This is a genomic window from Halomonas sp. BDJS001, from assembly GCF_026104355.1.
GTDB lineage: Bacteria > Pseudomonadota > Gammaproteobacteria > Pseudomonadales > Halomonadaceae > Vreelandella.
The window spans coordinates 738,165-758,349 of sequence record NZ_CP110535.1; the positions used below are offsets into that span (position 1 = coordinate 738,165).

Sequence of the window (20,185 nt, forward strand, 5' to 3'; positions counted from 1 at the left end):
CGATTATAGAAATCACGGGGGAGGGGCGTTAGCTGGCTGTTTTTAACATTTGGCATGTTTGGCAACATCGTCTCGGCGTTTAGTTGAGTAGAATGCTAGGGTATTAGATAGCCATTGCCACATAAAGCGGAGCTTATCGTGCTGCCATTCGAACATCTCTATTCCACCTTACCGGAACCCCTCTGGATCGCCACCCAAGCGACGCCGGTGGCCAGCCCGGCGCTGATCGCGTTCAATGCGCCGCTTGCCCATGAGCTGGGCGCTCAAGAGATTCCTGACTCAGCCACGCTTGCTGAGTGGTTCAGCGGCAACCAGCCCATGCCCGATGCCAAGCCGGGGGCCTTAGGTTACGCGGGCCATCAGTTTGGCAACTTTGTGCCGCAGTTGGGCGATGGCCGGGCGCTGCTGCTGGGCGAAGTGATCGACCAGAACGGCGTGCGCCGCGATGTGCAGCTAAAGGGCAGCGGCCGCACGCCGTTCTCCCGCGGTGGCGATGGCCGCTCGCCGCTTGGGCCGGTGCTGCGTGAATATTTGGTCAGCGAGTTCATGGCCGCCATGGGCATTCCCACCACTCGGGCCTTGGCTGCGGTGACTAGTGGAGAGCGCGTAGTGCGGCAAATGGCCGAGCCCGGGGCGGTGTTTACCCGCGTGGCCAGCAGTCATATTCGCGTGGGCACCTTCCAGTTTATTGCTGCTCGCCGTGACGAGCAGGCGTTAAAAGCGCTGGCAGATCATGTCATTGAGCGTCACTACCCGGAAGCCGCCAGCGCCGAAGACCCTTATTTGGCGCTGCTGGAGGCAGTGGTCGCCCGCCAAGCGGTGTTGATTGCCCGCTGGATGAGCGTCGGCTTTATCCACGGCGTGATGAATACCGATAACTGCAGCATCGCTGGGGAAACCATCGATTACGGCCCCTGTGCCTTTATGGAGCAGTTTGATCCCCAGAAGGTTTATAGCTCCATCGATCAGGGTAAGCGCTATGCATTTGACAACCAACCGGCGATAGCCCAGTGGAATCTGGCCCGCTTTGCCGAAACGCTGCTTCCGTTAATGAATGAAGAAGGAGAGACGTTGGTGGAGCAGGCCACCGATGCCATTCGCCGCTTTGAGCCATTGTTCAGCGCCGAACAGCGTCGCCTGCATGCCGATAAACTTGGCCTTGCAGCAGGCAGCGACCAGGCCGTGCCACTTATGGAAGCGTTGGAAATTCAGATGCATCAGGGCCGGATGGATATGACGGCCACCTTTGATGCGCTCACCCAATACGCCTCCTCGCCGAGTGATGAGCACCGTGAGGCGCTGCTGGCGCTGACGACGCAGCCTGATGAATTATCAACCTGGTTGGATACCTGGCAACACGAGCAAGTGGCCAATCAAGATAGCGAACGATTCACTGCCATGCGTCACGCCAATCCGGTCATTATTCCTCGCAACCATCGGGTTCAAGAAGTCATTGATGCCGCTTACGACGGTGATTTTGCGCCTTTCCATACGTTATTGGCAGTAGTGACCAAGCCGTTCGATGAGTCGGTTGAAGCGCGCCGTTTGGCAGCGCCTGCAACGGAAAATGAGCAGGTGCTAAGAACCTTCTGTGGTACATAGCGCCTATGCTAAACTGTGTTTTTTACAGTTAGGCGGGTAGCCAGTGCGCAAGATTATTCACTGCGACTGTGACTGTTTTTATGCTGCGGTGGAAATGCGTGATAACCCCGCGTTGCGAGAGATACCGATTGCCATTGGCGGTAGCGTCGAGCAGCGCGGGGTGGTTGCCACCTGTAACTATCCTGCCCGTGAGTTTGGCATTCACTCCGCGATGCCCATGGGCCAAGCGCTCAAGCGCTGCCCGCATCTAACCGTCATTCGTGGCGATATGGCCAAGTACAAAGAGGTCGCCCGTCAGGTCTTCGCCATTTATCGCGATGTGACTGAACTGATCGAACCGCTCTCCCTGGATGAGGCCTTCCTGGATGTCTCGGAGGTCACCCAGCATCACGGCAGCGCGACACTCATGGCCGAAGCAATCCGTGAACGGGTGAGCCGCGAAGTGGGCATCACTGTCTCGGCAGGCGTGGCGCCCAATAAGTTTCTGGCCAAGATCGCCAGCGACTGGAACAAGCCTGATGGCCTCTGCGTCATCACGCCGGACAAAGTCGACAGCTTCGTGCAGCAACTGCCAGTGAAAAAAATCCATGGCGTTGGCCCACGCACCGCGGAAAAGCTGGCGGGATTGGATATCCACACCTGCGCCGATTTGCGTAGCCGCCAGCTAACGGAACTGGTCGAACATTTTGGCCGCTTTGGGCGGCGGCTGCACGAGCTAAGCTGGGGGCGCGACGAACGCCCGGTGAAAACCCACCGCGAGCGTAAGTCGATTAGCACCGAGCAGACCTATTCTCAGGATTTACCCAGCCTGGATGCCTGCCGCAGTGAGTTACCAGCGCTGATTGAGGATTTAGAGCGTCGCTACGCACGGCTTGATCCACCCCTGGCGGTACGCGGGTTGATCGTAAAAGTGAAGTTCAACGACTTTACCCAAACCACCGTCGAACACGCCGACCCCGCGCCTAACCTCGAGCAGTTTGAAACACTGCTTAACGTTGGCTGGGCCAGAGGCGAGCGGCCCGTGCGTCTGCTGGGTGTGGGCTACCGGCTGGCGGAAAACAGCCAAGAGCATCAACTGTCGCTGTTTTAATTAGCCTGTTAACCCTTTGCCCGATTGACCACGTGTCGGGAGCACGTTAAAACAGACGTATGATAGTTTGAATAATTCATTTTCCGTTTGGCCACCCACGAGCCCCGCTATGTCTGTCGATGCCGCTTCACGTCCCCCTTTAGTGTTTGCCCACGCCAATGGTTTCCCAGGGTTGAGCTATCGCAGCCTGCTAAATCCACTGGCAGAGATGTTTGACCTCCATCCTCTGGATCGCCTGGGGCACCACCCTGACTATCCGGTGAACCACAACTGGGGCAACCTGGTTGATGAGTTGCTGAGCTACCTACCCGAAAGCGATACGCCGCTGTTGGGTGTGGGGCATTCGCTGGGTGGCACCTTGATGGCCATGGCCGCCGATAAGCAGCCTGAGCGCTTCTGCGGGGTGATCATGCTTGATCCCCCGTTGATGCTGGGCACCGATGCCTGGGCAATGAAAGCTGCCAAGCGGTTTGGCTTTGTAGACCGCGTCACACCCGCAGGTAAAACCTTGGGCCGGCGCACCGTGTGGCCGAGCCGCGAAGCGATGGCAAGCTCGCTGGGTCGCCGTGGTCTGTTTCGCCGCTTTACCCCCGAGGCACTCAACGACTACATTGAAGCAGGGACGCGTTTGTTAGACGACGGCAGTGCGCAACTGACCTTTGATCCGCAGATTGAGGTGGAGATTTTCCGCCATCTGCCCGATCACCTTTCGCGCCTACCGAAACGTTTGGGTGTGCCGCTTGAGCTGGTGGCGGGAAAAGAGTCTCATCTGCTGACCGCTTCGCGGATCAAGCGTTTGAAGCGAAAGGGCTTATCGGTCAGTGAAGTCCCTGGCACGCATATGTTTCCTATGGAGCACCCAGATGAGACCCGTGCCGCTATTTTGTCTGCTTGGCAGCGATTGTCTGCCGCTAGCAGAGCATCAAACACAGCGTAAGGAGGCGTTATGTATCTTTCCGTACAGCTTAGCTACTACCCACTGGCCGATGACTTCAAGCCGGTGGTCAAAGAGGTGGTGAAAGAGGTGGTGAAACGTCTTGAGGCAACGGGATTGGAAGTACACCCCAACCGTATGAGCACTCAGGTATTTGGCGAGTTCGATGCCGTGATGGCAGCGTTAAGCGAGGTGATGAAGTGGTCGTTTGAGACCCATGGCAAAGCGGTATTTACGGCTAACTTTTTGGAAGGCGATCGTCGGCCTCGTTAAACCAAAACGCCGCCCGATTGGGCGGCGTTTGTTTCGGTTCAAATGGTGTTACACCAGTGAATCCAGGCAAGACTCAATAATATCCAACCCTTCATTGAGCACATCATCTTGAATGGTGACGGGCATCAAAAAGCGGATGGTGTTGCCATACATGCCGCAGGAGAGCAGGATCAAGCCCTCTTCCCGGGCTTTCTTGCACAGTGCGGCAGCGAGCTCGGGGTTAGGCGTGTGGTCGGCCTTGTTCGACACCAGCTCAAATGCCGCCATGGCGCCCATGTTGCGCACGTTGTCGATGCAATCAAACTTGTCGGCCCACAGATTGAAGCGCTTGGCCAACTTGTCGCCCAGGGCCTGGCTCTTCTCCAGAATGTTCTCTTCTTCAAATACTTCCATGACCGCCAACGCTGCCGCACAGGCGGTGGGGCTGCCGGTGTAGGTGCCGCCCAGCGAGTTGGGGCCTGAAGCGTCCATCACCTTGTCTGTGCCTACAATGGCAGATATCGGCATGCCATCGGCCATACTTTTGGCCATGGTCATAATGTCCGGCTCAACGCCACTATGCTCAATGGCAAACATCTTACCGGTACGGCCAAAGCCCGACTGTACTTCATCGATGATCATCAGCATGCCGTGCTCATCGCAGATTTCGCGAACCTTGGTCAGGAAGCTGGTAGAGGCCGGGTAGAAACCGCCTTCGCCCAGCACCGGCTCAAGCACGATGGCTGCGGTGTCTTTGGGGTTGGCATCGGTTTTTAGTGTCATCTTCAAGCCGCGAATGGCCTCGTCTTCGCTAACACCGTGGTAAGGCACCGGGTAGGGCGCACGGAAAACGGTGCCCGGCATCGGGCCGAAGTCGCTCTGATAAGGCGCCACTTTACCGTTCATGGCCATGGTGAAGAAGGTACGACCGTGATAGCCGCCATCAAAACAGATCACGTTGGAACGCCCAGTGGCCGCGCGCGCGATCTTGACCGCATTTTCCAGCGCTTCCGCACCCGAGTTGGCCAGCATGACTTTGGCATGGCCACGCACCGGCACGATCTGGCTGAGCTTCTCGGCGACTTTCACGTAGCCTTCATAAGGCATGACCGTTTGGCAGGTGTGCATCAACTTATCGAGCTGTGCTTTTACCGCCGCGACCACTTTGGGGTGGCGGTGGCCTACGTTGAGTACGCCAATGCCGCCCGCGAAGTCGATAAAGCGGTTACCGTCCGCGTCCCAAATCTCAGCGTTTTCAGCGTGGTCGGCGAACGCCGTTGCGGGGCTTGCGGCGCCAGCAGCGACGTATTTATGTTTTAGCTCGTTCAGTTCGGCATTGCTGCTCATGGCTTACTTCCTAATTGATGAGGATTGATCTTTTAGCATAGTGCTTAATAGTGGTGCCTGATAGGGGGGCTGATGGTGGTAATAAGTAACGTTGCTTACGGGGATGACGAGGCAATGACAACACGGTTACGCCCCGTCTGTTTAGCTTGGTACATCGCTTTGTCGGCACGATCAAGTAGCCGCGTACTGGATGCTTCAGCGTAACTGGCGATGCCCGCTGATAGCGTGATGTTGAGTTTATGTTTGGAATAGGATACTTCGGCAACGCGCTGGCGGATACGTTCCACTGCAATGTAGGCTGACTCCGCCTCGATTTCGGGCATGAGAATCAGAAACTCCTCTCCACCCAAGCGCATCTGTACGTCAGTCGAGCGCAGGTGTTGGTTAACAACTTCCGTGACTTCCAGAAGCACGTCATCGCCGACACTGTGGCCGTATGTGTCGTTGATTGTTTTGAATTCATCTAAATCAAACATCGCGATACTTAACGCACTGCCATACCGTTTGCAGCGTTCAAGCTCTTCTTCCAGGCGTTTAAGCCCTTGACGACGATTTAAAAGTCCTGTGAGTTCATCGTGATGAGCCATATATTCCAGGCGTTCATTGGCTTGTTTAAGGCGCTCTTCCAACCGTTTTCGCTGGGTAATATCAACGATATAAGTGACTTTATGTGGTACGCCGTCATCTCCCTCAATGCGGGAAGCTTCGGCAATAATGGTGCGAGCTTCACCATTTTTACAGCGTACCTCCCACTCTTGACGATGATCTTGATGCTCGCTTCCCAAGATAAACGCATCATGGAGCTTCGAGAGACGTGTGCGGTAAGCCTCGGGGACGACCAGTGTAAAATGTTGGCCGATAAGCTCATCTTCGCGGTAGCCGTAAAACTCGCAGTAGGCGGGGTTGACCATTTCAAAAAAGCCCTTGGAATCGGTAATGCAGATCCCTATGGGAGCGGTCTTAATAACATTGAACGTATTGCGCTGTGAGCGGTTAAAAAGCTGGTAGAGCTTATCGGGGCTAATCTCTTTCATTCACCGCTCCTGAACTACTTTCTGCTTCACTTTTTAAGCCCACTAATAGGGGAGTGATGTCGGCGCCCAAGGAGTTAATTGCGGGTTTGGCGAAATAGAAACCCTGCTGACGAACAATACCGGCGCGGGCCAGCCAAAGCGCTTCTGCGCGGGTCTCTACGCCTTCGGCAATCAGCGTTGTACCCAGCTCTTTTGCCAGTAATATAATCGCGTTTAACAGCGCTTGGCGGCGACAATCGCTATCGCAGTTCATCACCAGCTCACGGTCGATTTTGAGCTTGTCCGGCGTTAAATCGGTGAGTAAGTCTAAATTGGCGTAACCATTGCCAAAGTCATCCAGTGCCGTTTTAAAACCCATGGAGCGATAGGCATCAATGATATTGCATAGATGCTGCCGGTCACGGACGCGTTCGGTTTCGGTAATCTCAAAAATAAGTCGACGGGTGGGCCAGCCCACGCGCTTGGAAACGTCTAACGTCGCCTGAATACAGGCTTCCGGCTCATAAACGGCGTTGGGTAAGAAGTTGATCGAGAGGTCGGTTTGCATATCCAGTGCGCTGGCCATTTCGATCGCTTTCACCCGGCAGGCTTGGTCAAAGCGATACAGCAAATCATCCGTGACTTGTGAAATAACGCTCCAGGCGGATTCACCTTGTGGGCCACGCACCAGTGCTTCGTAGGTAACGATTTTCGCCAGCGTCAGATCCACAATGGGCTGAAAAGCCATGGTGAACTCGAAGGGCAAGTCGCCTTCACAGCGTTTGCAACGGTCATTAACGCGGGCACACTGACTCATAGCTGCTCCTGGGTAGGGGATCGTATGTCGCTATTAATGTCATCATATGAGAAAGCATAATGCCTCAAGCCTAGATCGAAGCATTCAACGTTAACCAGCTTATATGTTGAGTTGTTTTTTGTACAGGTATTGTATAGCTATTTGCTGTGAAGTACTAACCAATTGCTCTTTATCTACTGGCTCGCAACCCCGGCGGCACTTAACGGCATAAAAAAAGCGCCGGGTGAGGCGCTAAGGAGGGGAAGAGTAATTCTTGGCGTTGCTAAATAATCCCGGCATCGCGCAGTGCTTTGCGCTGTTCGAGGGTAATGCCAAGTTCCTCTAGTACGCTTTCAGTGTGCTGGCCCAGATGGGGCGGTGCTGTGGTGGCACTCATCTGGGCGCCGTTAAAACGGATAGGGTTGGCGACCAGATCCACTTGACCCGCCTGATCGTGGGGCAGGGTCTGCTTGAGTCCGCGGGCTTTCACATGAGGGTCGTCGAATACCCGATCCAGCGTATTGATCGGGCCACAGGGGACGCCAACGGCTTCAAAGGCGGCTAGCCACTCATCAGTGCTGCGCTGGGCTAATGCCGCTTCCAATTGCGGTACGAGAAGCGTGCGGTTATTAACTCTAGCGCCGTTGGTGGCAAAGCGAGGATCTTCCGCCAATGCCGGTAGCGAAAGCACCGTGCAAAAACGTTTGAACTGCTCGTCGTTGCCGACCGCCATAATCATATGGCCATCCTGGGTGGCAAACGCCTGATACGGCACGATGTTAGGGTGAGCGTTACCCAACCGCTGAGGCACATTGCCAGAGGTTAGGTAGTTGAGCGCCTGGTTGGCGAGTACCCCCACCTGGACATCCATTAGTGCCATATCAATATGACACCCCTGGCCGCTATCTCGGCGCTGATAAAGCGCCGCTAAAATCGCATTGGCGGCGTACAGCCCAGTGAAAATATCGGTAAAGGCGACGCCGCTTTTTACCGGCCCGCCGCCTGGCTCGTTGTCAGGTTTGCCGGTCAGGCTCATGATCCCGCCCATGGCTTGGATCATAAAGTCGTAACCAGCGCGATGAGCGTAGGGGCTCTCCTGGCCAAAACCGGTGATGGAGCAGTAGATCAGCCTGGGATTAAGCGTCTTTAAACTGGCGTAATCCAGGCCGTAGCGTTTCAGGCCGCCGACCTTGAAGTTCTCTATCAACACGTCTGATTGAGCGACCAGCTGTTTAATCACCGCCTGGCCTTCGGGCTTGGCCATATCAACGGTTAGCGAGCGTTTACCCCGATTAGCGCATAGGTAATAGGCCGACTCTTCGCTGCCCGCGAGCCAAGGAGGGCCCCAGTGGCGAGTGTCATCGCCGCTACCGGGGCGTTCAACCTTGATCACGTCCGCCCCCATATCCGCAAGCATTTGGCCGCACCAAGGCCCGGCCAGCACACGGGAAATATCGAGTACTTTAATACCGGCCAGTGGTTTGGTTAGCTCGCTCATAGGGGCTCCGTTAATAAGTGACAAGTGGTCAAAATGCGGTGATCAAAAGAACGACTGAATGCCTGTCTGAGCACGACCCAGAATCAGTGCGTGCACATCGTGGGTACCTTCGTAGGTATTCACCGACTCCAGATTGACCATATGGCGAATAACCCCGTACTCATCAGAAACGCCGTTACCGCCGTGCATATCGCGGGACTGGCGGGCGATATCCAGCGCTTTGCCACAGTTATTGCGCTTGATTAGCGAGACCATTTCCGGTGCCCAGTTGCCGCTATCCATCAAGCGACCCACCTGCAATGCGGCTTGCAGGCCCAGGGTGATCTCGGTCTGCATATCGGCGAGCTTTTTCTGAATCAGCTGGTTGGCGGCCAACGGGCGGCCAAACTGCTTGCGGTCTAAGGTGTATTGACGCGCTGCGTGCCAGCAGAACTCCGCGGTACCCATCACGCCCCAGGCGATGCCGTAACGCGCTTTGTTCAAACAGCCAAACGGGCCTTTAAGGCCGCTAACGTTGGGCAGCAGGTTCTCTTCGGGAACGAAGGCGTTATCCAGCACGATCTCACCGGTAATCGAGGCGCGGAGCGAGACTTTGCCTTCGATTTTGGGGGTGGTGAAGCCTTCGGTGCCGCGCTCAACAATAAAGCCTTTAATCTGATTGTCGTGAGCCGCTGATTTCGCCCAGACCACGGCAATATCAGCAATCGGGCTGTTGGTGATCCACATTTTTGCGCCGGTCAGGCGGTAGCCGCCGTCGACTTTTTCCGCCCGAGTAATCATGTTGCCGGGGTCGGAGCCGTGATCGGGCTCGGTTAAACCGAAGCAGCCGACCATCTCGCCGCTGGCAAGCTTGGGCAGGTATTTCTGTTTCTGCTCTTCAGAACCGTAAGTCTCGATGGGGTACATCACCAGCGATGACTGCACGCTCATGGCGGAGCGATAGCCAGAGTCCACGCGCTCGACTTCACGGGCAATCAAACCGTAAGCGACATGGTTAACGCCTGCACCGCCATACTCGGGGGATACGGTGGCGCCGAGCAGACCAAGCTCGCCCATTTCGGTCATGATCTCGCGGTCAAAGCGCTCTTCACGGAAGGCGGTCAGCACGCGGGGCTGAAGGTTTTCCTGGCAGTAGTCGTAGGCCGCATCACGAATCTGGCGCTCTTCATCGGTGAGCTGTTGTTCCAGAAGTAGCGGGTCGTCCCAGTTGAAATGCGTCATGGCGTGGATTCCTCGGAAAGTGGTCAGGAATAGAGGCAAAATAGCTTGCAGCCAATGTATCGCCGTTTTTTAAAAATATCTACATTTTTTTAAAACGCAGAATTTAGTTAATACCTCGTGCTTCGAGGACACGAGTGATAATCGGCACTGGGGTCATCAAATGGTCGCGCATTAAGGTGTCAGCCTGGGCGGTGTCACGAGCTAGAATGACCTCCACCAGGGCGGCATGCTCCTGGCGTTTAAGCGCTAACGCTTTAGACGACATCACCGTTTCCTGTAGCCACAGGTGGCGGTAACGCTCCACCTGATCAAACAGGGTATTGCGCATTTGCAGCAGGTGAGGGGAGTTGCATCCACTGGCAATGGCGGTATGGAACGCTTTGTGTCGCTGATCCCAGATGTCGAGCAGGTCGTCGGGGGTGTTGATGTCGGTAACCTTGGCCAGCCGGTGCGCGGTGGCCAGCACCGTGGCTTCCCACTCATCGTCGCCGCGTTCGATAGCCAAGCGCAGGATCAGCCCTTCGAGCTGTGCGCGGGCGTCATAAATGTCGTTGAGTTCGGCCAGCGACATTGGCGCTACCCGGTAGCCGCGCTGACTAATGGCCACCACCAAGCGGTCAGCGACCAGCTGTGAGAGTGCTTCCCGCAGTGGTCCGGTACTGGCGCCGTACTGCTCTTTCAGGCGGCTCATCAAGAGCTTCTGTTCCGGCGCATAGCGGCCGCGAATGATGTCATGCTTGAGTTGACGGTAGGCGCTGATGGCGAGATTTTGCCGCGGCGCGTCTCTCTCCTGACTGGTTTCCGCTTTAAAACCGGGCTCCATAGCAGTGTGGCTCCTGTGCAGAATCAATAATAAAGGTGAGGCGGGAATTGACGGTCATTATCAATAAATATTAACAATTTGGCATAGTGTAAGATATTTATGCAGCGTTTCATGAGGTTAATACGTCGCTTTTTGACTCAACGGCTAGGAGGTCACGCCTCTGCAGCGCTGATAACCTCCTATTAGCATCTAACGCATTAGCCGTGCTAACTTCTCCTTCACCGCTTCAGGTTGGCTGTTGTTGGCAAGCCGAAGCAGGGATTTAGCACTTCCTTTATCGTCAACCATACTTATAAGTCCAAGCAGGACAGAGGAAACGCTCATGCGAACTCTACGCTCTCTATACACCACGGCAGCCGCCGCATCTGTGCTAGCGGTTGCGCTTCCAGCAAGCGCTCAACAGCTCTCAATCGCGACGGGTGGTACCGGTGGCGTTTACTACCCTATCGGTGGCGGTTTTGCCGAAATGATCAACAACCATATCGAAGGCGCCCAGGCGACCGCCGAAGTCACTGGTGCCTCGGTTGAGAATATGGGGCTGATCATGCGCGGTGATGCTGACCTAGCGCTGGTACTCGCAGATACCGCTTACCAGGCCTATACCGGCACGGATGACTTTGAAGGTCGCCAGATTGAAAACACCCGTGCGCTTGCCTCGGTTTACCCTAACGCCGTACAGCTGGTCACCCTGGCAGAATCAGATATTGAATCCATCGCTGACTTGGCTGGCAAGCGCGTCTCTGTTGGTGCACCGGGTAGCGGTACCGAGCTAAACGCCCGCGCGCTGTTAGAAGCCAATGGTATTAGCTATGAGGACTTCACTCCCCAACGCCTTAACTTCAACGAAACCGCTGATGCCATTCGCGATGGCGATATCGATGCCGGTTTCTGGAGCGTTGGGCCGCCGACCAGCTCGATTCTTAATCTGGCAGCCACCCGCGATATTCGCCTGATCGGCCTGTCTGATGAAGAAGTGGCCAATGCCCAGGAAGAAGAAGCGGTATTTGCACCCTACGAGCTAGCTGCGGGTATGTATGACGGTATGGACGAAGCTGTTCAGACCATCGGTATTCCCAACGTGCTGGTCGTCAATGCCGATATGGACGAAGAGTTGGCGTATCAGTTGACCCAACTGCTGTTTGAAAACACCGATGAGCTGATCGCGGTTCACCCAGCAGCTAACGATACCACCGTTGAGTTCACCATGGAGTCAACCCCCGTACCGCTGCACCCGGGCGCAATACGCTACTTTGAAGAAGTCGGTGCTGAGATCCCGGATCGTCTGCGTCCGTAACCGCTAAAGGATCTGAAAGGATATTGCCATGCAGTGGCAGCAACGGCTGTTGGCGCTACTCATTGCATGTTGTCCGCTTGCCGAAGTGGGGGCTTCCCCCGCTTCGGCGTCGGCGTTTATGCGCCTGGCTGTAGTGACCGAACAGGGCGACACGCTAGTGGATGAAGCGGTACCTACTGACGGTCGCTGGTGTATTAAGTGGCAACACTCCGTTGAACATTTCACGGTGATGGACTGCTATCGTAATGTAGCGGGCGTCATGCAATTGGAGCGTAGCCATCAACCCGATTTCGCCGCCGGACTTGGGCATATTTTTGGCCGCGGCGAGCAGGTGTCAGACGGTGAGGGCGGTTACTGGATTAATGCCATTAACGAGCCTGTAGCAAATAACCGTTATGTGTTGAGGGTGGGGTCACCGGCTGTTAATCATCGTGTGGTGTGGCCAAGCGGTGAGCATGCATCAGTGAGCCTAAGTGAGCACGCCGCTGGAAAACGCGTGACCATTCAGTTGATAGACCCTCACGCATCCCCGCGTGAATAAAAACGACATTAGTTAACGCTTCCGAGGACTTCATGAGCGAATCCAATCAGCCGTCGAGCGTGGTGCCTGGCGGTAATGTGATTCAACCCCGCATGGTGCTGTGGTCGATCACCATTGTGGCGGTGGGTCTTTCCCTGTTTCAGCTCTATTCCGCTGGTATTCAGCCCTTAGGGCTTTTTTATCAGCGCAGTATTCACCTGGCGCTGATTATGGTGCTGGCATTTCTAATGTTTCCCGCCTTCGGCCCCACTCGCAAGCGTGGTGTATTGGGCTGGGGGCTTGATCTAGTCTTTTTTGCTGGGGCGATCATCACTGGTGGGTATTTAGTACTTAACCTGGATGAGATTTTTAGCCGTGCGGGCTTTTGGAACAGTACCGATATTCTGGTCGCCTGTATTGCCACGGTAACGGTACTGGAAGCCAGCCGCCGCGCGGTAGGCTTTGGTATGACCGTGATTGGCCTATTGGCGATTGTCTACGCCTTTGCCGGGCCGCGGGGCGAGCTGCCGTGGCTAGGTGAGTGGATGCCGGGCATTCTTGAACACCGCGGATACACCATTGACCGGGTTGCTGGGCAACTGTATTTAGGGCAAGAGGGTATCTTCGGTTTGCCGCTAGGCGTCGCGGCAACTTATATCTTTATTTTTGTCCTCTTTGGCGCTTTTTTGGAGTGCACCGGGGCAGGCAAATTCTTTATTGATATGGCCTATGCGGCGACGGGCCGCCAGCGCGGCGGGCCAGCCAAGGCGGCGGTATTAGCGTCGGCGGGTATGGGCTCGATTTCTGGCAGTGCGATTGCCAACGTGGTCACCACCGGTGCCTTTACTATTCCGTTGATGAAGCGGCTGGGCTACAAGCCCAAGCAGGCGGGCGGTATCGAAGCCGCGGCCTCCACCGGTGGGCAGATTATGCCGCCGCTGATGGGGGCGGGGGCATTCTTGATCGCTGAGTACACCAATACGCCGTACCTGGATATCGTCAAAGTCAGTATTCTGCCGGCGATTATGTATTTCGCCACGGTTTATCTGTTTGTGCATATTATCGCTCTCAAACAAGGAATGCAGGGCCTGCCCAAAGACGAGCTGCCGCAGATGCGACAAGTCATGAAGGATGGTTGGCACTTCCTGCTGCCGTTGGCCGTGCTGGTTTGGCTGTTGGCAATGAGTATGTCGCCCATGCGGGTAGGCTACTACGCAGTTGTCACCATGGTGTTGGTAGCGGTGATACGTTATGGGTTGTGGTTCTTTTTTGTGGCGCCCAGGCAGGGCCAGCCGGTAACGGCGAGCGCTACCAAAGGAATGCTGCGTGCTGGCTTGGCGAAGCTGGTAGAAGGACTAGAGTTGGGTGCGCGTAATGCAGTGGCGGTGTCGATGGCCTGCGCAGTGGCGGGCATTATCGTTGGCGTGGTGGGGTTAACCGGGCTGGGGTTGAAATTCTCATCCATGATGATGGCCTTCTCCGGCGGCAACATTCTACTCGCGCTGCTAATGGTGCTGTTGGCTAGCTTGATTTTAGGAATGGGGCTGCCGGTCACCGCCAGCTACATCGTCTTGATCGTGCTGGTGGGCCCTGCGCTTACGCAGGAGTTTGGCATTCCGCTTCTGGTCGCTCACCTGGTGGTGTTCTGGTACTCCCAGGACTCCAACGTGACGCCACCGATAGCCTTGGCAGGCTTTGCCGGGGCAGCGATTGCGGGTAGCAAGCCAATGGAAACCAGCTTCCAGGCATGGAAATTTGCCAAAGGGCTCTATTTGATTCCGCTGTTTATGGTCTTTAATCCAGAAATCATTATGGGCGGGCCAGTGCCGGTGGTGATCTGGAACGGGGTGATTGCCATTCTGGCGTTAGGTGCCTTTGCCGCAGCGTTGGAGGGCTATCTGTTTACCAGAATGTCGTGGCTGCCCCGCATCGCCATTACCGCCGCGATTTTTGGGGTGTTCTACCCCAATCTGATGACCGAAATTGCCGGGGTGGTGGTCATGACCGTTGCCATAGGTGCTAACTGGCTGGCCAGCAAGCGCGAAGCGCCTGTGGCCCCCGTTAGCGGTTAAACGTTAGGCGACCCTACATACCGACCAAAGGGTAGCCAGTAACAGAAAAGGCCCGGAGCGATAATCTCCGGGCCTTTTGCTTGGTGAGCCTTTTGTGTGGTGTGCTACGGGTTTGGCTGGTTTAGAAGATCGACTCAGCGGTGCCTGAACCCTGAGAGCCACTGGCCTCTTCCAGCTCGCGACTAATGCGACGCTGCTGGTAATCCGGCAGGTGATCCTGATGGAACAGCTCGGTAATCCCGCCAGACTGGCCGTCCGCTAAGCGTTGGCCAGTGTCTGGGTCTACACGGGCGGTAACAATCGTCGCGGGGCGTTCGGGCACGGCATTCGGGGTTCCTTCCAAGGCATCGCCCATAAACTCTACCCATATGGGTAGAGCGGCCTGAGCGCCATACTCAGAGATGGTTTCATTGCTGTCTTTACCGACCCAGACCGTGGTCACTAGGTTGCTATTAAAGCCCGCAAACCAAGCGTCGCGCTGGCTGTTAGTGGTACCGGTCTTGCCGACGATATCTTCACGGTTAAGGCTCAGTGCGCCGCGGCCGGTACCCGAGGTGATGACGTCACGCAGCATATCCCGCAGGATATACACCGCCGCCGGGTCGGCTACCCGTTTGGCGATCGGGTATTCGCGACCATCGATCTCTACCGTTTCCTGATCTTCGGCACAGCTGGGGCAGGCGACCTGCGGCGTGGCTTCATCAATCACTTCGTTATCATCGTCACGGGTTACCCGCTCAATAAACCAGGGTGACACTTGGAAGCCGCCATTGGCGATGACCGCGTAGGCGTTGGTCATTTCCATGGGGGTTAAGGTCGCGCTGCCGAGTGCCAGCGACAACCCGTGGGGCAGCCGCTCTGAAGAGAAGCCGAAGCCTTCCAGGTAGCTAATGGTGTGGTCAAGCCCCATGGTCTGTAGTACACGAATAGTCACCAGGTTGCGCGAACGGGCAAGGGCCGGGCGTAGGCGCATGGGGCCTTGGAAATCACGGCTGGAGTTGACCGGTCGCCAAAGCGAGTTGCTGCCATCGTTGAGTACTACGGGCGAGTCGTTGACTACGCTGGCGGCGTTCATTTCCCCATCCTGAAGGGCCGCTAAGTAAATAAACGGCTTAAAGATAGAGCCTGACTGCCGCTGGGCCTGAACTGCGCGGTTGAACTTGCTGGCGTTAAAATCGAAACCGCCCTGTAAGGCGAGGATAGCACCAGTGCGTGGGTCTTGGGCGACCAGCGAGCCTTCAGCGTCCGGGCGCTGTGATAGCCGCAGTGAACCATCTTCATTCTCAACGACGCGGATCATATCACCACGTACGGCAATCTCCTCCGCCGAGCTGGGCTCTGCGCCGCGGCTACGTGGGCTCAGATAAGGGCGCGCCCAGTTGAGGCCCTCCCAGGCGATGGTTTGTAGACCGCCGTTACGCGTCAGTACCTGCATTTCGCGGCCACTGCTCTCTACCACAATGGCAGGCTGGAGCAGCCCATAGTTGGGGGTACGTTCAAGCACCTGCACCCAGTTGCTGACGTCGCCATCAATGCCTTCGACTTCCGTCTGGCTGCGCTGGGCAGCTTGACGTGCGGTCTGGCGAATCTCAGGAGACTCGGAAAGCTCCTCTTCAAGCCCTTGGGTAGCGGTTTGCTCCTGGGCTTCCACAAGGCTTGCAGCAATCTCGCGCTGCTCTGGCCCGCGCCAGCCATGGCGCAGGTCATAGGCCGTTAGCCCGTTGGCGAGCGCTTGGCGGGCAAAGGGCTGCAGCTCACTATCAATCGTAGTGTAAATCCGATAGCCGCCGGTGTAGGCCTCATCACCAAAGCGTTCTACCGCATATTGTCGCGCCATTTCGGAGACATAGGAGGCATCGACTTCAGCTTGGGTGTAGTGACGACGGGCCGTGACGGGTTCCTGAACGGCCGCTTGGTAGGTGGCGTCATCGATATGCCCCAGCTCGCGCATACGGAAGAGGATCCAGTTACGACGAATCAGCGAACGCTCGGAGTTAGCCAGCGGGTTAAAGGTAGAAGGTGCCTTAGGTAAACCGGCAATCATGGCCGTTTGCGCCAGGCTAAGCTCGGCAAGCGGCTTGTCGTAATAGGTTTCAGCGGCGGCGGCGATACCATAGGCGCGATTGCCCAGGAAAATCTTGTTCACGTAAAGCTCGAAGATTTGCTCTTTATTGAGTATCTGCTCCATTTGCAGCGCCAGCAGGATTTCACGAATTTTGCGTGTAAACGTCTGATCGAGCGTCAACATATAGTTACGTGCGACCTGCATGGTGATCGTTGAACCGCCGGATTGAATGTCGCCACTCATCGCCAGTTGAACCACGGCCCGCGCCAAGCCACGCGGATCCACCCCGGCGTGGTCGAAGTAGCTGGCATCTTCGGCCGCGGTCAAGGCGTCGATCATATCTTGTGGAATTTCGTCAAAGTTGATCGCCATACGGCGCTCTTCACCGAATTCGCCAATCAGCTTACCGTCCTGGGTAAAAATACGCAGCGGCGTATGCAGTTCAAAGTCCTGCAGTTGGCGTACATCTGGCAGACCCGGCGCAAAGTAAATGGCGGCTCCCACTACGGCTAACGCACTAGCACCGACCAACGACACGATGAGAAAAAACAGCGACACAATAAGGTTTCGAAGAAACGTCATGTACGGAGAGCACCCTGGGAAGAATGAAAAGATCGGCATCTAAACGGCCGTATCATGCAATTGGCAGCCATTATAGGAACCTGAGGCGGCGGCCACCAGTGTTGATAGTCGCTAAGTTGATCCACGTGTGACGTCACTAAAAATCATGTAACCTCAAACCACATGTGAAAAATGGGTGATAAGCAGGCGGAGCCATACCCAATATGCGCTTTCTAAAACCTGGTAAAGGGTTGATCGGCGTCGATATTACCTCGGCGACCGTCAAGCTGCTTGAGCTTAAACAGTGCCACGATAATTACCAAGTAGAAAGCTATGCCGTACGACCGCTGCGTGAAGGGGCCGTCGTGGAGCGCCGAATCCGCGATATTGATGACGTGGCCAGCGTGCTTAGCCGCGCCGTGGAGCACGCCAAACCCTCTACCCGTAAAGCGGCGGTGGCTGTTCCCGCCAGCGCCGCAATCACCAAGACGCTTAGCTTCCCTATCAGGCTAAGTGAAGAGGAAATTGAAGAGCGCATCGTGGCCGAATCAGACCGCCATATTCCGTTTCCGTTCAATGAAGTGGCATTTGATTTTGAGTGCCTTGGTCCCGCCCCCTTTGACGACGAGCAGCAGCAGGTGGTGCTGGTCGCCTGTCGGCAGCAGGATGTGACGCAGCTTACCGACACGCTTGAGCGAGCGGGCTTAGAGCCTGCGGCAGTGGACGTGGAAACCTTTGCCATGGAGCGTTCGCTCGCCGAGCTGCGTCGCCAGCTAAACGTAGAGAATGGCCCCACCGCCTGCGTTGGGTTGGTGGATATTGGCGCCAATATGAATGCCTTCCACGTCGTTCGCGGTGGGCATATCGTCTATACCCGCGACACCGTGTTTGGCGGCCGTCAGCTCACCGATGCGATTCGCGACCATTATGACTTAAGTATGGAGGAAGCGGGCTTCGCTAAAAAGCGTGGCGGACTACCCGACGATTACCATGAGCGTGTCCTTAACCCTTTTCTGGAAACCGTGGTGCAGCAGGTGGGACGCTCCCTGCAGCTTTACTACACCGCCGGGCGTCAGCAAGAGGTGAAACACATTGTACTGGCGGGTGGATCGAGCGTGATTCCCGGGCTTGCCGAGCGCATTGCTGAAGATAGCGGTATGTCGGTGACCATTGCCAACCCTTTCCAGCGCATGCGGGTGAATAAGCGGTTAAACCTTCAGGCCTTAACCAATGATGCCCCGGCAATGCTTACCGCGGGTGGTCTGGCCATGAGGGTTAGTCAGTGAGAGTTAACCAATGAGCATGACGATTAACCTGCTGCCCTGGCGGGAAGCGCAGCGTGAACGGCGCACCCGCAAATTCTACGCCGTGGTGGCGGGCATGCTGGTGCTTGGCGTCGTGCTGGGTTTGCTTGTCGCGTATGTTTATCAGCTCAAGCTGGCCGCCCAGCAGCAGCGTAATGCCACTATTAGTGACCACATCGAGCGTCTTAATGCCGATATTGAGGGCGTTTCACGCTACGCCAGCGACGCGCAACGGTTAGGCGAGCAGATCGCCGTTTTTCAGGCGCTGCAGGCCGAACGAACGGTTGCTGTGCAGCTATTTAATGACGTGGCGGAGAGCGTGGCCAATGGCGTTATTTATCAACGCTTAGCGAAAAACGGTAACAGCGTCAGCGTTACAGCGGTGGCAGGCAGCGAGCGTCAGGTTTCCGAACAGCTGCGCCGGATTGCCGCGCTGCCAGGGTTTGCCGTTCCCTCGCTCTCAGCAGTAGAGAGTGAGCAAAATGGCTCAGGCCGGGTATTTCGTTTTGAAGTGGAGCAGCTCACCGCTCCGTTGCCGCAAAGTGTCGAGGAGGCGCTTCCATGACGCTTAACCGCGCACAGTGGGCTATCACGTGGCAGCGCCTGCGCGATGTTGACTGGCGGGATTTAGACATCAAAGAGGCCGGCAGCTGGCCGTGGCTATTAAAGGTGTTGAGCTGCTGTCTGGCGCTGCTGGCCGCACTGAGTGTCATGATGTGGTTAGTGGTGAGCGAACAGCGCGAAGCTTTGATGGCCGCCCAGCGCCAAGAAGTCAGGCTGTTGAGCGAATACCGCAGCCAAGCCTCTCAAGAGGCCTTTCTGCTGGAAATGCGCGAGCAGTTGGCGACCCTGGAGGGGCAGATGGGGCGTTTACGTACCATGCTGCCTACCGATGCGGAAATCCCCTCGCTACTGGATAGCATTAGCGACGCCGCCGTCGACAACCGCCTCACCATTGAAACGATTCGGCTGCGCCCAACGCAAACCCAGCCCCACTATGTCGAGCAACCGCTGGATATACAGGTGCGCGGTGGCTATCACCAATTGGCGCGCTTTAGTGCTGACATTGCCTCGCTACCCCGTATGGTGACCCAGCACGATTTTTCCCTGGAGCCCATTGATGGTCGTGGTGATACGCTGCGGCTTTCGCTACTCGCGCGTACCTACCGCTATGTAGAGGAGAGCGAAGCACCCTCTACTGAGGGGGCGGATACGCCATGACCGCTAAACAAAAAACAGCGCCACCTGCAGTCAGGGCCGTCTCGGCTATTATCCTGGCGTTCTCAGCGGCAGCGCTAACGGGCTGTGCGGATGCCGGTTTAGCACAGCTAGAAGATACGTTGGCGGCCATTCGCCACTCCCCTGGGGGGCAACCGTCGGTTATGGCTGTCGCGCTGCCCGAAGGCCAGGAGCTGAGCTACTTGTATAGCGACGGACGTAGCCCCTTTCTGCCGCCAGAGGCAGTGGAGAAGGAGGGCACCAGTCGTAATGAAGGCGCTTTAGCACCTGACCTGCAGCGCACCCCAGAGCCGCTGGAGCGCTTCTCACTGCAAGAGCTGCGGTTGGTCGGTACCATGCGTATGGGAGGGCGGCAGGTGGCGTTGATTGCCTCCCCGGATGGCAACGTGACCAGCGTGAAAGAGGGGAACTATCTGGGCACCGACTATGGGCGTATTGCCCAGATCAACGCTCAAGAGATACGCGTGACAGAACGGGTGTTCACCCAGCCTGAAGGGTGGCAGGAGCGGCAAGTGTCGCTAGTCATCAACGAAAACAACGAGTAAGCGGATAAT

At 56.2% G+C, this 20,185-nt stretch carries 18 protein-coding genes; 11 read left to right on the forward strand and 7 right to left on the reverse strand.

The features are described 5' to 3' along the window. Nucleotides 1-138 precede the first annotated feature (138 nt). From OM794_RS03575 to OM794_RS03590, 4 genes are all read left to right on the forward strand, one after another. On the forward strand, nt 139-1,602 hold the full coding sequence (locus OM794_RS03575) for a protein adenylyltransferase SelO (protein WP_265154263.1): 1,464 nt from the start codon (nt 139-141) through the stop codon (nt 1,600-1,602). Between the two features lie 43 nt (nt 1,603-1,645). Next, nucleotides 1,646-2,692, forward strand: a complete 1,047-nt coding sequence (dinB, locus tag OM794_RS03580) for a DNA polymerase IV (RefSeq protein ID WP_211595785.1) — start codon at nt 1,646-1,648, stop codon at nt 2,690-2,692. 109 nt (nt 2,693-2,801) lie between these two features. After that, nucleotides 2,802-3,629 (forward strand): alpha/beta fold hydrolase, encoded by an 828-nt coding sequence (locus OM794_RS03585; RefSeq protein WP_226250444.1) that lies wholly within the window; start codon nt 2,802-2,804, stop codon nt 3,627-3,629. Between the two features lie 9 nt (nt 3,630-3,638). Continuing rightward, nucleotides 3,639-3,899 carry a thiamine-binding protein gene (locus OM794_RS03590; RefSeq protein WP_226250443.1) on the forward strand — a complete coding sequence of 87 codons (261 nt, stop codon included), beginning with the start codon at nt 3,639-3,641 and terminating at the stop codon, nt 3,897-3,899. A gap of 48 nt (nt 3,900-3,947) precedes the next feature. Here the strand turns inward: OM794_RS03590 and gabT are convergent, their stop codons facing one another. The 6 genes from gabT to csiR form a co-directional block, all read right to left on the reverse strand. Beyond that, nucleotides 3,948-5,225 (reverse strand): 4-aminobutyrate--2-oxoglutarate transaminase, encoded by a 1,278-nt coding sequence (gene gabT / locus OM794_RS03595; protein ID WP_211595786.1) that lies wholly within the window; start codon nt 5,223-5,225, stop codon nt 3,948-3,950. 95 nt (nt 5,226-5,320) lie between these two features. Continuing rightward, nucleotides 5,321-6,259, reverse strand: coding sequence for a diguanylate cyclase (locus OM794_RS03600; protein WP_226250442.1), 939 nt, complete (start codon nt 6,257-6,259; stop codon nt 5,321-5,323). After that, nucleotides 6,246-7,055 (reverse strand): EAL domain-containing protein, encoded by an 810-nt coding sequence (locus tag OM794_RS03605; protein ID WP_226250441.1) that lies wholly within the window; start codon nt 7,053-7,055, stop codon nt 6,246-6,248. Before OM794_RS03605 ends, OM794_RS03600 begins: the two co-directional genes overlap by 14 nt. A 262-nt stretch (nt 7,056-7,317) precedes the next feature. Next, the gene (locus tag OM794_RS03610) at nt 7,318-8,532 is read right to left on the reverse strand and encodes a CaiB/BaiF CoA transferase family protein (protein WP_226250440.1); all 1,215 of its coding nucleotides are present in this window, start codon (nt 8,530-8,532) and stop codon (nt 7,318-7,320) included. A 42-nt stretch (nt 8,533-8,574) separates the two neighbouring features. Further along, nucleotides 8,575-9,753 (reverse strand): acyl-CoA dehydrogenase, encoded by a 1,179-nt coding sequence (locus OM794_RS03615; RefSeq protein ID WP_226250439.1) that lies wholly within the window; start codon nt 9,751-9,753, stop codon nt 8,575-8,577. Nucleotides 9,754-9,856: 103 nt separating this feature from the next. Beyond that, nucleotides 9,857-10,576, reverse strand: coding sequence for a DNA-binding transcriptional regulator CsiR (gene csiR / locus OM794_RS03620; RefSeq protein WP_226250438.1), 720 nt, complete (start codon nt 10,574-10,576; stop codon nt 9,857-9,859). A gap of 322 nt (nt 10,577-10,898) precedes the next feature. Here csiR and OM794_RS03625 point away from each other — a divergent pair, with 322 nt between their 5' ends. The 3 genes from OM794_RS03625 to OM794_RS03635 are packed head-to-tail and all read left to right on the forward strand — an operon-like array spanning nt 10,899 to nt 14,462. Then, a complete protein-coding gene (locus OM794_RS03625; protein ID WP_226250437.1) occupies nt 10,899-11,870 on the forward strand; it encodes a TAXI family TRAP transporter solute-binding subunit in 972 nt (323 codons plus the stop codon). Between the two features lie 28 nt (nt 11,871-11,898). After that, on the forward strand, nt 11,899-12,411 hold the full coding sequence (locus OM794_RS03630; RefSeq protein WP_226250436.1) for a DUF1850 domain-containing protein: 513 nt from the start codon (nt 11,899-11,901) through the stop codon (nt 12,409-12,411). A gap of 32 nt (nt 12,412-12,443) precedes the next feature. Then, nucleotides 12,444-14,462 carry a TRAP transporter permease gene (locus OM794_RS03635; RefSeq protein ID WP_226250435.1) on the forward strand — a complete coding sequence of 673 codons (2,019 nt, stop codon included), beginning with the start codon at nt 12,444-12,446 and terminating at the stop codon, nt 14,460-14,462. Between the two features lie 121 nt (nt 14,463-14,583). Here the strand turns inward: OM794_RS03635 and OM794_RS03640 are convergent, their stop codons facing one another. Continuing rightward, nucleotides 14,584-17,109: a penicillin-binding protein 1A gene (locus OM794_RS03640; RefSeq protein WP_226250434.1), complete on the reverse strand. Its 2,526-nt coding sequence runs from the start codon at nt 17,107-17,109 to the stop codon at nt 14,584-14,586. Nucleotides 17,110-17,312: 203 nt separating this feature from the next. Here OM794_RS03640 and pilM point away from each other — a divergent pair, with 203 nt between their 5' ends. The 4 genes from pilM to OM794_RS03660 are packed head-to-tail and all read left to right on the forward strand — an operon-like array spanning nt 17,313 to nt 20,176. Continuing rightward, complete coding sequence (pilM, locus tag OM794_RS03645) at nt 17,313-18,374, forward strand: type IV pilus assembly protein PilM (protein WP_226250433.1); 1,062 nt, start codon at nt 17,313-17,315, stop codon at nt 18,372-18,374. A gap of 10 nt (nt 18,375-18,384) precedes the next feature. Then, entirely contained in the window at nt 18,385-18,957 is a 573-nt protein-coding gene (locus OM794_RS03650; RefSeq protein WP_226250432.1) for a PilN domain-containing protein, read from the forward strand. Continuing rightward, nucleotides 18,954-19,613: a type 4a pilus biogenesis protein PilO gene (locus tag OM794_RS03655; RefSeq protein WP_226250431.1), complete on the forward strand. Its 660-nt coding sequence runs from the start codon at nt 18,954-18,956 to the stop codon at nt 19,611-19,613. Before OM794_RS03650 ends, OM794_RS03655 begins: the two co-directional genes overlap by 4 nt. Then, nucleotides 19,610-20,176, forward strand: a complete 567-nt coding sequence (locus OM794_RS03660; protein WP_226250430.1) for a pilus assembly protein PilP — start codon at nt 19,610-19,612, stop codon at nt 20,174-20,176. Before OM794_RS03655 ends, OM794_RS03660 begins: the two co-directional genes overlap by 4 nt. Nucleotides 20,177-20,185: the final 9 nt, after the last annotated feature.